Genomic DNA, 13,341 nt, shown 5'->3' with positions numbered 1-13,341 from the left:
AGGACCTTCGCACCTGTGGCGGCAGCAGGGACGGCCGCCCGCAGAGAAACCGTGAGGACCGGCCTGTGAGGGGGATCTCATCCAGTGCCGGACTTATCGTACCCAAAATTTGAGACGTTTCAAGTCGATTGGGGGCGGATATTCCATGCAGCTGCGGAAGGCAGGTTTGACCGCATACGACTTTCCGGCTTAGTTTAGTGAAACGATTCAAAAGCGGTGTCCAGGTTTAACCGGCGCCGCCCGCCGGCTACCCACAGAGAAGTGACGCACATGCCTGTATTCGACGACATCGCCTCCCAGCTGGCCGCCCAGGCCATTGAGCTTCCGTCCTGGGCCTTCGGGAACTCCGGAACCCGCTTCAAGGTTTTCTCCACGCCGGGAACGCCGCGCACGGTGGAGGAAAAGATTGCCGACGCCGCCCAGGTCCACCGCTTCACCGGACTGGCTCCCGCCGTCGCGCTTCACATCCCCTGGGACAAGGTGGAGGACTACACCGCCCTCGCCCGCTACGCCGCAGACCATGGCGTGTCCCTCGGCACCGTCAACTCCAACACCTTCCAGGACGAGGAGTACAAGTTCGGCTCGCTGACCCACACCGATCCGGGGGTGCGCCGCAAGGCGATCGACCACCACCTGGAGTGCCTGGAGATCATGAACGCCACCGGGTCCCGGGACCTGAAGATCTGGCTCGCGGACGGCACCAACTACGCCGGCCAGCAGGACATGCGCGGACGCCAGGACCGGCTCGCCGAGTCGCTGGCCGAGATCTACGCCCAACTGGGCGCCGAGCAGCGGCTGGTGCTCGAGTACAAGTTCTTCGAGCCGGCGTTCTATCACACCGACGTGCCGGACTGGGGCACGGCCTACACCCAGGTTGCCGCCCTCGGCGAGAAAGCCATGGTCTGCCTCGACACCGGACACCACGCACCGGGGACCAACATCGAGTTCATCGTGATGCAGCTGCTGCGCCTGGGCAAGCTCGGTTCCTTCGATTTCAACTCCCGCAACTACGCCGACGACGACCTGATCGTCGGTGCAGCGGATCCCTTCCAGCTTTTCCGCATCATGGTTGAGGTGGTGCGCGGCGGCGGACTGGACCCCGAAACCGGCGTGGCGTTCATGCTCGACCAGTGCCACAACATCGAAGAGAAGATCCCCGGCCAGATCCGCTCGGTGCTCAACGTTCAGGAAATGACGGCCCGCGCCCTGCTGATCGACGGCGAAGCCCTGGCCGCAGCCCAGGCCGCCGGTGACGTGCTCGGTGCCCACCAGGTCCTGATGGACGCCTTCTACACCGATGTCCGCCCGCAGCTGGCGGCCTGGCGCGAATCCCGCGGACTGCCGGGCGACCCGATGGCCGCCTACGCCGCCTCCGGATACCAGCAGCGCATCAATGAAGAACGCGTCGGCGGCACCCAGGCTTCCTGGGGTTCCTGAGTCCGCCCGCCCTGCGCCTGCCCCCTGACCCACAGATTCCGTCCACTCCCCGAGGAGACCTCCGCATGAACGCCCCCGCCAGCACCCCGACGACCGGCCAGCAGACCGTCGTAGCCGACCTCATCGCCCGCTCCAACCGGCTTGGCTCGGACCCGAAGAACACCAACTACGCCGGCGGCAACACTTCCGCCAAGGGCACCGCGGCGGATCCGGTGACCGGTGAAGACGTCGAGCTGCTGTGGGTCAAGGGCTCCGGCGGGGACCTCGGCACCCTCACCGAGCAGGGCCTGGCCGTGCTGCGGATGGACCGGGTGCGGGCGCTGAAGGGCGTCTACCGCGGCGTGGAGCACGAGGACGAGATGGTCGCGGCCTTCGATTACTGCCTGCACGGCAAGGGCGGTGCGGCGCCGTCGATCGACACCGCCATGCACGGGCTGGTCGACGCCGCGCACGTGGATCACCTGCACCCGGATTCGGGCATCGCCGTCGCAACGGCGGCCGACGGTGAGGAACTTACCGCGAAGATCTTCGGCGACAAGGTGGTGTGGGTGCCCTGGCGCCGCCCCGGCTTCCAGCTGGGCCTGGACATCGCCGCCATCAAGGAAGCCAACCCCGCCGCGGTCGGCACCATCCTGGGCGGGCACGGCATCACCGCCTGGGGCGCCAGCAGCGGCGAAGCCGAGGCGAACTCCCGTTGGATCATCGACACGGCCGAGGCCTACATCTCCGAACATTCCAAGGCCGAGCCCTTCGGCCCCGCTCTCGCGGGATATGCGGCGCTGCCCGAGGCCGAGCGGCACGCCAAGGCAGCCGCCCTGGCCCCGGTGATCCGCGGCCTCGCCTCGCACGACCGCCCGCAGGTTGGCCACTACATGGACGATCCGCGGGTCCTGGAGTTCCTTGCATCCGCTGAGCACCCCCGGCTGGCTGCCCTGGGCACCTCCTGCCCGGACCACTTCCTGCGCACCAAGGTCAAGCCGCTGGTCCTGGACCTGCCGGCCGACGCGCCCGTCGAAGACTGCACCGCCCGCCTGAAGGAGCTGCACGAGGCGTACCGCGCCGACTACCAGGCCTACTACGACCGGCACGCCGACGCCGGTTCCCCGGCCATGCGCGGCGCTGATCCGGCAATTGTGCTGGTGCCCGGCGTCGGTATGTTCTCCTGGGGCAAGGACAAGCAGACCGCACGCGTGGCCGGCGAGTTCTACCTCAACGCCATCAACGTCATGCGCGGGGCCGAAGGCATCTCCAGCTACGCCCCGATCGACGAGTCGGAGAAATTCCGGATCGAATACTGGGCACTGGAAGAGGCCAAGCTGGCCCGCATGCCCAAGCCCCGCAGCCACGCCACCCGGATCGCACTGGTAACGGGCGCGGCGTCGGGCATCGGCAAGGCCATTGCCACCCGCCTCGCAGCAGAAGGCGCCTGCGTGGTGATCGCCGACCTCAACCTGGAAGCCGCCGAACAGGTGGCCGCCGAGCTGGGCGGCTCCGACGTGGCCATCGGCGTCCGCGCCGACGTGACCGACGCCGGGCAGGTCGCCGCTGCCATCGAATCCACCGTGCTGGCCTTCGGCGGCATTGACCTGGTGGTGAACAACGCCGGCCTGTCCATCTCCAAGCCGCTGCTGGAAACCACTGAAAAGGACTGGGACCTGCAGCACGACGTGATGGCCAAGGGCTCCTTCCTGGTCGCTAAGGCCGCTGCCAAGGCCATGATCGCCCAGGAAATGGGCGGGGATATCCTGTACATCTCCTCGAAGAACTCCGTCTTCGCCGGACCCAACAACATTGCCTACTCCGCCGTCAAGGCCGACCAGGCCCACCAGGTGCGCCTGCTGGCCGCGGAACTGGGTGAGCACGGCATCAAGGTCAACGGCATCAACCCCGACGGTGTGGTCCGCGGCTCCGGCATCTTCGCCGGCGGCTGGGGTGCCAAGCGCGCCGCGGTCTACGGCGTGCCCGAGGACGAGCTGGGCAAGTTCTACGCCCAGCGCACCCTGCTCAAGCGCGAGGTGCTGCCGGAGAACGTGGCCAACGCCGCCGCGGTCCTGACCAGCTCCGATCTTTCCCACACCACCGGCCTGCACATCCCGGTTGACGCCGGCGTCGCTGCAGCGTTCCTGCGCTAAGCGGCGCGGCGGGCAGCGAAAGGACAAACACGTGGCGACAGCAACAGCGGCAGCGGCAGCGGTGGCAGCCGTCGATCTTGGGGCGACCAGCGGCCGCGTCATCCTCGGCGGGGTGTCCGGCGGCCGGATCCGGATGCGGCACGTGGCCCGCTTCCCCAATCAGCCGGTCCGGCTGCATGAGGGGAACGGGCCCGGGCTGCACTGGAACATCACCGAGCTCTACAGGTCCCTGTCCGCCGGGCTCGCCCAGGCGTTCCGGGAGGAACCCGGTGTCCGTTCCATCGGCGTCGACTCCTGGGCCGTGGACTACGGGCTGCTGCGCGGCGGGAAGCTGCTGGGCCTGCCCTACCACTACCGGGACGAACGCACCGCAGCCGGGGTGCAGGCCGTCCACGCGGCCCTGCCCCCGGAAGAGCTCTACTCCCGCAGCGGGCTGCAGCACCTCCCCTTCAACACGGTGTTCCAGCTGGCTGTGGACCGGGAGCGCGGCGACCTGGACATGGCGGACCGGGCACTGCTGGTCCCGGACCTCATCGCTTACTGGCTCACCGGCCGGGAGGTGACCGAGGAGACCAACGCTGCGACCACCGGGCTGCTGGATGCACGCACCCGGCAGTGGGACACGGAGCTGATGGCCCGGCTCGGGCTGGCGGGCGATCTGTTCGCCCCGCTGATCGCCCCGGGTGAGCGGATCGGCGGCCTGCTGCCCGCAGTGGCGGCGGAGCTGGGTGTCCCGGCAGGCCTGCCGGTCACGGCCGTGGGCTCGCACGACACCGCCTCCGCCGTCGTCGCCGTGCCCTTCGCGGATGAGGACGCAGCATTCATTTCCTCCGGCACCTGGTCCCTGGTTGGCGTCGAGCTGCCCAGCCCGGTGCTCACTGCCGAAAGCCAGGCCGCCAACTTCACCAATGAAGGCGGCGTGGACGGACGGATCCGATACCTGAAGAACGTGTCCGGACTATGGCTGCTCTCCGAGTCCATCCGCACGTGGGACGGACCCGGGGCCACCGACGCCCAGCACACCAGCAACCTCGCCGGGCTGATCAGCCAGGCGGCGGCCGTCACCGCGCCTGTGCCGGTGTTTGATGTGCAGGACGAGCGCTTCACGGCGCCCGGCGACATGCCGGCGCGGATCGCCGCGTGGTGTGAGGAACGGGGGCTGCAGCCGCCGCGCGGGCGGGCCGAGACGGTCCGGTCCATCCTGGAGTCCCTGGCGGCCGCGTACGCGGATGTCATCGAGCAGATTGAGCGGCTCACCGGGCGCAGTATCCGCACCGTGCACGTGGTGGGCGGCGGATCGCAGAACACCCTGCTCTGCCAGCTCACCGCCGACCGGACCGGCCGCACGGTGTTCGCCGGGCCGGTGGAGGCCACCGCCATTGGCAACGTGCTCATCCAGGCCCGGGCCGCCGGCCTGGTCTCGGGAGGACTGGAGGAGCTGCGCCGCCTGGTGGCCCAAACGTTCGAACCGGTCCGCTACGAGCCGCGGGTCGCCGCCGGGGTTCCGTAGCCGCCGGGGTTCCGTAGCCGCCGGCGCTGGCCGGGTCAGCGAAAAGGACATTCTGCTTACAATAAGACCCTGCCCGCGGGCCCGGCGCTCCGGTGGCTGCGCCCCCAGAGCAGTGGACCCGTCCGGACGGAAGTGAAGAGAGCATGGCCAGATTCCCGGTGAGCATCAAAGACGTCGCCCGGGAAGCCCAGGTATCGATCGGCACCGTCTCCAACGTGATCAACCGCCCCGAGGTGGTCTCCGAGGACCGCCGCCGCCGGGTCCTGAAGGCCATCGACCAGCTGGGATACGTCCGCAACGACGTCGCCCGGCAGCTCAAGGCCGGCCGCTCCCGGACCATCGGACTGGTGGTGCAGGACACCGGCAACCCCTTCTACAACGAAATCGCCCGCGGAGCCGAAGCTGCCGCGGACGATCACGGCCAGGCCGTGATCGTTGGCAACTCCGGGCTCTCCCGCAGCCGGGAACAGGTCTACCTGGATCTGTTCGAGGAACAACGGGTGCGCGGGGTGCTCATCACCCCACAGTCTGACGACCTCCGGCGGGTGGAGCGGCTGCGCTCCCGCGGCACCCCGGTGGTGCTGGTGGACGAGCGGGCTCCCGCTTCCCAGTACTGCTCCCTGGCCGTCGACGACGTCGAAGGCGGCCGGATGGCAGTGGCACACCTGCTGGCCGGCGGAGCCCGGAACATCACCTTCGTGGGCGGCCCGGCGGGCCTGCACCAGGTGGCGGACCGGCGGGCCGGCGCCCGGGCCGCCGTCGACGCCGTGCCCGGTGCCACGCTGGACGTCGTTGGCACCGCGGCCTTGACCGTGCTGGAGGGCCGGCGCGTGGGTGAGGAACTGCTCCACAGGCCGGCGGCCGAACGCCCCTCAGGCGTGTTCGCGGCCAATGACCTGCTTGCGATCGGACTGCTGCAGGCATTCGTCTTCGACCACCGGCTCCGGGTGCCGGAAGACATTGCCCTGATCGGCTATGACGACATCGATTTTGCGCCCTCCGCCGTCGTTCCGCTGTCTTCCATCCGGCAGCCGGCGCGGCTGATCGGGCGGACCGCGGTGGAACTGCTGGAAGATGAGCTGTCCGAGGACCACCACCACCGCCACGTCACCTTCCAGCCGGAGCTGGTCGTGCGGGACTCGACGGACGCCATTTAGGGCCTGCATGCAGATTCTCGACCGCACCCTGGGCCAGCTCACCGCGGAAGCCCGCGCCCTCGCCGCCGGCCGCCGGCGTATCCTCGGCATCACCGGTCCGCCCGGCGCAGGGAAATCCACCCTCGCGGCGGCCCTGGCCGAGGCGCTGGGACCGGAACTCGCCGTCGTCGTGCCCATGGACGGTTTCCACCTGGCGAACCGAATTCTGGGCCAGCTTGGCCGGCAAACGCGCAAAGGCGCCATCGACACGTTCGACGACGGCGGCTACGCGGCTCTGCTGTGCCGCCTGAAGCGGCAGGAACCCGGAGATCCCGTGATCTACGCGCCGGAATTCGACCGCACCCTGGAGGAGCCGATCGGCTCGGCGGTGCCTGTGCGGCCGGACGTACCGCTGGTGATTACGGAGGGGAACTACCTGCTCCAGGACAGCGGTTCCTGGCCGGAAGCGCGAAAACAGCTCGACGCCGCCTGGTACCTCTCGCTGGCGGAACCTGTCCGGATGCAACGGCTTGCTGCGCGGCACGCGGCTTTCGGGAAATCCCCGGAAGAGGCCCGGCGCTGGGCGCAGGGAAGCGACCAGGTGAACGCGGACCTGGTGGCGGCCCGCGCCCACACGGCTGACGCCGTGCTGAAGCTGATCCCGTAGCTCACGGATTCCGGATACCCTGCGGCCGGTCACACCACGGCAGGCTGGTACGACGGCGGCGCCGGGCTTTCGCCCAGCCCGGACCAGGCGTCCGCCAGCACTTCCACGGCCCGGGTGGTTTCCGGCGCTCCGTAGCTGATTGGCAGGCGGAGGAAGCGTTCAAAAACACCGTCACTGCCAAAGACCGGGCCGGCGGCCAGCAGGAGTCCGCGGGAGCGTGCCGCGAGGGTGAGCTGGGAGCTGACCGGACGGCCAATATTCACCCAGGTGCTCAGTCCCCCGGACACCCGGGGAACGTCCCACTCCGGCAGCGCGGCTGCCAGCAGCGCCTCGAGCCGGTCCCGGCCGGCCCGCAGCAGCTCCCGCCGCCCGGCCAGGATCTCCTCATACTTGGCCAGTGCCTGCACCGCCACCAGCTGCTCCAGGACCGGGGTGCCCAGGTCATTGGCAAACCGGGCCTGCACCAGCCGGCTGATCAGGTCCGGTTCGGCCCGGATCCAGCCGATCCGCAGCCCGCCCCACACGGTTTTGCCCAGGGATCCCACCAGCACGGCCGGACCATGGATCGCCAGCGGGGCCACCGGTCCGGCGGAATCGATGGACAGCTCGGCCATGGTCTCATCCGCAACCACTACCGTTCCCGTACGGGCTGCGCTCTCCAGCAGGGCGGTGCGCTCCGGCGGTGCCATCACGGCGCCGGTGGGGTTGTGGAAGTCGGGCATCACATAGGCCATGGCCGGCCGTGCCCGGCGGAAGGCCTGGGCCAGGCCTTCGGCGTCCCAGCCGTCGCGGGGTGTGACGGCAACCGGGACGATCCGTCCGCCGGCGGCCCGGACGGCTTCCGCACCGTGCGGGTAGGTCGGGGATTCCACCAGGGCAGTGTCTCCCCGCTGAAGCAGCACCCGGGAGAGCAGTGCCACCGCGTGCTGGGCGCCGATGGTCACCATGATCTGCCCGGGCTCAGTGGGCAGGCCGCGGAAGGCATAGCGTTCCGCGATGGCTTCCCGCAGCGCGGGCAAGCCGACAGGATCGTAGCCGGGTTCCGTGAGCATTCCCGGAAGCTGCCCGAGTGCCGCTGCAGCGGCGTCGGCCAGCTGGGGCGCGGCCGGCAGGGCCGCTTTGCTGAGGTCCAAGGTATCGGGTCCGGCCAGCGCCGCGGAGGGGGCCGGGGTCCCCGGAATCCGCACCACACTGCCGGAGCCCCGCAGGCTTTCCAGGTAGCCGGATTCCCGCAGCCTGGCGTAGGCAGCACTAACCGTCGTGCGGGAAAGCTGCAGGCGTCCGGAGAGTTCACGTTCTGCCGGCACCCTGGCACCGATGGGGAGCCGGCCGTCCAGGACCAGCAGCCGGATGCGCTCCGCCAGGTCCGCGTACGCCGGGCCGTTGGCCCGCCACGTACCGAGCATGCCCGCGAACCGGTTCGCACCCAGGATCAACATCAGGCCAGCTTAGACCAATTGGCATCTTGAAATAAGACCAATTCAGCGATTGGCTTGCAGGATGTCTTGGAATTTTGTCCGCCGCATGGCGCAGTTGCTGATTGGCCTTTTTCTTTACGGTTTTGCCATTGGCATGATGGTCCGCGCGGGGATCGGCGTCTCGCCCTGGGATGTCCTGGGTCAGGGCACCAGCATCCAGTCAGGGATCTCCTTTGGCTGGGTGACCAACCTGATTGGCCTGGCGGTGCTGCTGCTGTGGATTCCGATCCGGCAGAAGCCCGGCGTGGGAACTGTGCTGAACGTCGTGCTCATCGGGCCAAGCGCTGAGGTGGGCCTGGCGGTAGTGACGGCACCCTCGGCGTTTTGGGCCCAGGCGCTCCTGTTCGCCGGCGGACTCGTCCTGCTGGCCGTGGCCACGGGCCTCTACATCGGCGCCCGGATGGGACCGGGGCCGCGGGACGGACTGATGACCGGCATCCACGCCCGGTTCGGCTGGCCGCTGTGGGCCGTCCGCAGCGGAATCGAAGTTGCCGTCCTGGCCACCGGCTGGGCCCTTGGCGGATCAGTGGGCCTGGGTACGGTGGCGTTCGCGCTGCTGATTGGCCCGCTGGTGAGCCGGACCCTGCCTTTCTTCCATATGCCGGAGGTATCGGCCGCCGGGTCTGCCGGTGCCACCCCCTCAACTGACGCAGAACCGGATCCCCGCCCGGTCACCGGCGGGTAGTGCCGGGCCGGAGGAGCCCCGCCCGGTCACGGGCGGGGCAGGCCTGCGCTCCCGGTCACGGGCGGGGCCGGCCTGCGCTCGGGGTCGCCGGCTAGCCCAGGGAATGCGGGATCGCCACCGCCAGTGGCAGCTGCCCGCAGGCATGCACTGCCGCCCGCTGTCCGGCAAATTCAGCCCCCCGCAGTTCCATCTGCAGTGGATCCGGCGCATGCCGCCAGTCGCCGACGAGCAGGCGGCCGGCTGCCAGCTGCGGGTCCGCCGACACAACCACGCGTCCCACCCGGTTCACCAGTGACGCTTTCCCGTGCAGCTGGCGCAGGCCAGGAAGCAGGACCTCTTCGAGGGATTCCACAAAGACATCCGCTCCCACCACGCCAACCACCTTCCCTCCCACGCTGACCGGAGACGTCAGGGTGACGGTGTACTCGTCGGTGCAAATAAAGTCCACATAGGGTCCGGTGATGTGGCTGAGGCCGGTTTCCACCGGAACGGTGAACCACTCGCGGCGCGAGTACGCCTCCCCCATCGATTCGATCGAGGTCAACATCTGGACCTCCTTGCTTCGCCCCTGCCACCAGGCCATATGCCAGGCTGCGTCGCCGACCGCCCCGTGCGCGGCAACGAACCCGCCACCGGCCAAGGGATAGCGGATGCCTCCCAGAAGCGCGGCAGCCAGAGGTTCGACGACGCCGTCCACCTCCCGCCGCACCGGCGGAACTGCGGGATCGGCAAACAGGGCTTCGATCAGGGGCTTCCAGGCTTCGAGGAGGTCCAGGACCTCTTCGAAGAAGCTGCCCAGGGCAGCGGCGGGAGCGGCGGCCAGGGAGATCGGGGATTCACTGCGGGAAATGCTCATGCTTTCCTCCAGGCGGGTGCGGGGGGTGATTTCTCTGCCGTAGTGAGGTCGGCGGAGGTGGAAAGGCGGGTGTGTTCATCAATGAGCCAGGCCACGGAGGCCTGGACGTATTCGCGGACCAGGGCGCGGGACGCGGAGGCATCCGCGTCCGCCACGGCGGCGCAGATGCGGCGGCACAGACTCACCATGGCGGCATCATAGGCTGCGTCGGCGTGGGCCAGCCCGAGCAGTGATCCGTAGTCCGTATGCAGCCGGACATATTCCCTGGTCAGCCGCGCGGACTGGCTCAGCGCAGCGAGCTCCAGCAGGAAGTCTCCCACAGCCCGGTTGCCGCGGCCCGGCGCTTCCAGCAGGTGTGCGAGGGCCTCAACATCTTCCGTGTCCGCTGCGTCGGCCGCCAGCTCCGCGGCGGTGGCGGCTATTGCGGCGTAGTGGATCGCCAGGTCGCGCAGCTCCACCCGGCTCATGGCCGCAAGCCGGCGGCGGACCAGTTCCATCCGGTCGCCGGAGGGCAGCGTAACGAAGGTGCCGCCGTCGCGTCCCCGCCGGGTTTCCACCAGGCCGCGCGTCCGGAGTCCGGCCAGCGCTTCACGTGCCGTTACGGTGGCCACGCCCATCGATGCGGCCATTTCCATCTCGGTCGGGAGCCGGTCGCCGTCGAGCAGTGCCCCGGCGGAAATCCCCTGAATGATGCGTTCCTCGACACGGCTGGCTTTCCCGGCGTCGCCGAGTGGCGCGAAGACGGCGGTGAGGAGGCGTTTTTGCGGAGCGGAATTCTGGGGCATGTTCACGATCTTTCCAGCTTGGCGGACCGGGAAGCGCCAAAAGCCCTGGCCGCGCATCCGTAACAAGAAATTTACCTGAAGTGATGTGAATTACATATAACATCTGGTTTCATAGCTTTACGACTTGTTGCGCTTCCGCGCTTCCTGCTGAAGTGAAAGGACTTACCGTGCCAGCCAGCACAGCACCCATCTCCCCCACCGCCGAGGCCCTGGCGTCCTCAGCCCACGCCATCAGCCTGTCGCGGGTGACCAAGAGCTTCGGCGATTTCTCCGCGGTCAAGGACTTGGACCTGGACATCCGATCGGGTGAGTTCTTCTCCCTGCTGGGGCCCTCCGGCTCCGGCAAGACCACCGTCCTGCGTATGGTGGCCGGCTTTGAACCAGTGACCAGCGGCCATATCTACCTCCACGGCTCCGATGTCACCGGCAAGGCGCCCTTCGAGCGTGATGTGAACACCGTGTTCCAGGATTACGCGCTGTTCCCGCACCTGACCGTTGCCCAGAACGTGGGCTACGGGCTGAAGCTGCGTAAGACTCCCCGGGCGGAACGCCTGCGCCGCGTCGCTGAGGCGCTGGAAATGGTCCGGCTGCCGCAGGTCGCGGACCGGCTGCCGTCCCAGCTGTCCGGCGGCCAGCGCCAGCGCATCGCCCTGGCCCGGGCCTTGATCCTGCGCCCGCAGGTCCTGCTGCTGGATGAACCGCTTGGCGCCCTGGACAAGCAGCTGCGTGAACAGATGCAGATCGAGCTCAAGCAGATCCAGCGCGAGGTGGGCATCACCTTCGTCTTCGTCACCCACGACCAGGAGGAGGCACTGACCCTCTCAGACCGCGTCGCCGTGTTTAACGACGGCGGCATCGAGCAGGTCGGCACCCCGGAGGACCTGTACGAGCGCCCGGCCACCCGTTTCGTTGCCACCTTCCTGGGCAGCACCAATCTGGTTGAAGGTGCACTCGCCAAACGGCTCACCGGCGTGGACGGCCTGGTGAGCATCCGGCCGGAACGCATCCACATCGCAGCTCCCGGCACTCCGGCTCCGGAAGGCTTCTCCGCTGTTGCGGCCCGGATCGAGGAAATCGTTTACACCGGCCCCACCACCCGGTACGTGGCCGCCACGGACACCGGGGACCGGCTGATCGTCCAGGAACAGAACGATTCCCGGGCCACCGCCTGCGGCCGCGGCGACGCCGTCGAACTCCAGTGGCCCTCCCGGTTTAACTTCACCGTCAGTTAGTGACCCCAACCCCCCGGAGACCGGGCCAGTCATTACCGGCTCTCCCCGTCACCGTTTCACCGCACCCACTATGAAAGGTTCTCCCATGAAGATCACTAAGGCACTGCCGCTGGCAGCGCTCGCCTCGCTCTCACTGGTCCTGGCAGCCTGCGGCGGCGGCAACGCCTCCGATTCGTCCTCCACCGGCATCCAGGTTCCGGACCTGCCCATGGCCAGCGAGGTCGGCGAGGGCGAAGGACAGGTCAACATCATCGCCTGGGCCGGCTTCGTTGAGGACGGTTCCACCAACCCCGACGCCGACTGGGTCAGCGCCTTCGAGGAAGAGACCAAGTGCCAGGTCAACCGCAAGGTGGGCGCCACTTCCGATGAGATGGTCCAGCTGATGCGCAGCGGCGAATACGACCTGGTCTCCGCCTCGGGTGACGCCTCGCTCCGCCTGATCGCCGGCGGCGACGTTGCCCCGATCAACACCGAACTGATTCCGAACTTCGGCAACATCGTCGAGGGGCTCAAGGGCCAGGTTTATGACACGCTGAACGGCCAGAGCTACGGCGTCCCGATCGGCCGCGGCGCCAACGTGCTGATGTACAACACCGAGCACGTTGCGCAGGCCCCGGATTCCTGGGCTCCGCTGTGGGAAGAGGACAGCGAGTACGCCGGCAAGACCATGGCCTACGATTCCCCGATCTACATTGCCGACGCCGCCGTGTACCTGATGGCCACGCAGCCGGACCTGGGCATCACCAACCCGTACGCGCTGGACGCCGACCAGCTCGCAGCCGCCGTCGAACTGCTCAAGACCCAGAACGGCATGGTGGGCGAGTACTGGAACGACGCGCTCAAGGCGGTCAGCTCCATCTCCTCCGGCACCGCGCACATGGGTACCGGCTGGCAGGTGATCGTGAACCTGGCGCAGGGAGACGGCGCCACCGTCGAATCCGTTCTGCCCAAGGAAGGCGCCACCGGCTGGTCCGACACCTGGATGATCGCCGCTGAGGCGAAGAACCCGAACTGTGCCTACAAGTGGATGGACTACGCGTCCTCCGCCGAGGTGAACGCCCAGATCTCGCAGAACTTCGGCATGGCTCCGGCCAACTCGCTGGCCTGTGAAGGATCCGAGGCCAACGCGGCACACTGCGAGACCTTCTTCGCCACGGACGAGGAGTACTACAAGCAGGTTTGGATGTGGACCACTCCGGTGGAGCAGTGTGTTGACGGCCGCACGGACGTCACCTGCACCAACTACCAGGACTGGACCAAGGCCTGGACCGAGATCAAGGGCTAGCACCACCGAAGCCCTGAGTACCGGTGGTCGGCGGTCACAACCGCCGCGGCCCACCGGCCAGAACCTCACAGCCGCGCACGCGGCCAACCGTCCCACAGATCCGGCCACAGAGGAGAATCGGCGGAGCATCCGCCGGAA

Annotated in this window: 11 protein-coding genes; 8 read left to right on the top strand and 3 right to left on the bottom strand. The window is 68.3% G+C overall.

All coding sequences use genetic code 11. The features are described from left to right. Positions 1–270: 270 nt before the first annotated feature. From rhaI to H9638_RS03025, 5 genes are all read left to right on the top strand, one after another. Positions 271–1,437 carry an L-rhamnose isomerase gene (rhaI, locus tag H9638_RS03045; protein ID WP_191745692.1) on the top strand — a complete coding sequence of 389 codons (1,167 nt, stop codon included), beginning with the start codon at positions 271–273 and terminating at the stop codon, positions 1,435–1,437. Between the two features lie 65 nt (positions 1,438–1,502). After that, positions 1,503–3,569, top strand: a complete 2,067-nt coding sequence (locus tag H9638_RS03040; protein WP_191745691.1) for a bifunctional aldolase/short-chain dehydrogenase — start codon at positions 1,503–1,505, stop codon at positions 3,567–3,569. 31 nt (positions 3,570–3,600) lie between these two features. After that, complete coding sequence (locus H9638_RS03035; protein ID WP_191745690.1) at positions 3,601–5,079, top strand: rhamnulokinase; 1,479 nt, start codon at positions 3,601–3,603, stop codon at positions 5,077–5,079. Positions 5,080–5,222: 143 nt separating this feature from the next. Continuing rightward, the gene (locus tag H9638_RS03030) at positions 5,223–6,236 is read left to right on the top strand and encodes a LacI family DNA-binding transcriptional regulator (RefSeq protein WP_191745689.1); all 1,014 of its coding nucleotides are present in this window, start codon (positions 5,223–5,225) and stop codon (positions 6,234–6,236) included. A 7-nt stretch (positions 6,237–6,243) separates the two neighbouring features. Further along, on the top strand, positions 6,244–6,882 hold the full coding sequence (locus H9638_RS03025; protein ID WP_191745688.1) for a nucleoside/nucleotide kinase family protein: 639 nt from the start codon (positions 6,244–6,246) through the stop codon (positions 6,880–6,882). Between the two features lie 29 nt (positions 6,883–6,911). Here H9638_RS03025 and yczR read toward each other — a convergent pair whose 3' ends face one another. Beyond that, complete coding sequence (gene yczR, locus H9638_RS03020; protein ID WP_191745687.1) at positions 6,912–8,321, bottom strand: MocR-like transcription factor YczR; 1,410 nt, start codon at positions 8,319–8,321, stop codon at positions 6,912–6,914. 61 nt (positions 8,322–8,382) lie between these two features. Here yczR and yczE point away from each other — a divergent pair, with 61 nt between their 5' ends. Further along, positions 8,383–9,045 (top strand): membrane protein YczE, encoded by a 663-nt coding sequence (yczE, locus tag H9638_RS03015; protein ID WP_225216888.1) that lies wholly within the window; start codon positions 8,383–8,385, stop codon positions 9,043–9,045. A gap of 91 nt (positions 9,046–9,136) precedes the next feature. Here the strand turns inward: yczE and H9638_RS03010 are convergent, their stop codons facing one another. Then, a complete protein-coding gene (locus H9638_RS03010) occupies positions 9,137–9,901 on the bottom strand; it encodes a PDC sensor domain-containing protein (protein WP_191745686.1) in 765 nt (254 codons plus the stop codon). Beyond that, positions 9,898–10,686 (bottom strand): winged helix-turn-helix domain-containing protein, encoded by a 789-nt coding sequence (locus H9638_RS03005; protein ID WP_191745685.1) that lies wholly within the window; start codon positions 10,684–10,686, stop codon positions 9,898–9,900. Before H9638_RS03005 ends, H9638_RS03010 begins: the two co-directional genes overlap by 4 nt. Before the next feature lie 167 nt (positions 10,687–10,853). On the opposite strand from H9638_RS03005, the gene H9638_RS03000 reads away from it, so the two are divergent. Together H9638_RS03000 and H9638_RS02995 are read left to right on the top strand one after the other, a co-directional pair. Continuing rightward, on the top strand, positions 10,854–11,918 hold the full coding sequence (locus H9638_RS03000; protein WP_318241761.1) for an ABC transporter ATP-binding protein: 1,065 nt from the start codon (positions 10,854–10,856) through the stop codon (positions 11,916–11,918). Between the two features lie 85 nt (positions 11,919–12,003). Next, positions 12,004–13,203, top strand: a complete 1,200-nt coding sequence (locus H9638_RS02995; RefSeq protein WP_191745684.1) for an extracellular solute-binding protein — start codon at positions 12,004–12,006, stop codon at positions 13,201–13,203. Positions 13,204–13,341: the final 138 nt, after the last annotated feature.

It is taken from the genome of Arthrobacter pullicola (assembly GCF_014836875.1).
GTDB classification, from domain to species: Bacteria; Actinomycetota; Actinomycetes; order Actinomycetales; family Micrococcaceae; genus Arthrobacter_B; species Arthrobacter_B pullicola.
This window is presented reverse-complemented; position numbering and strand designations above follow the sequence as displayed.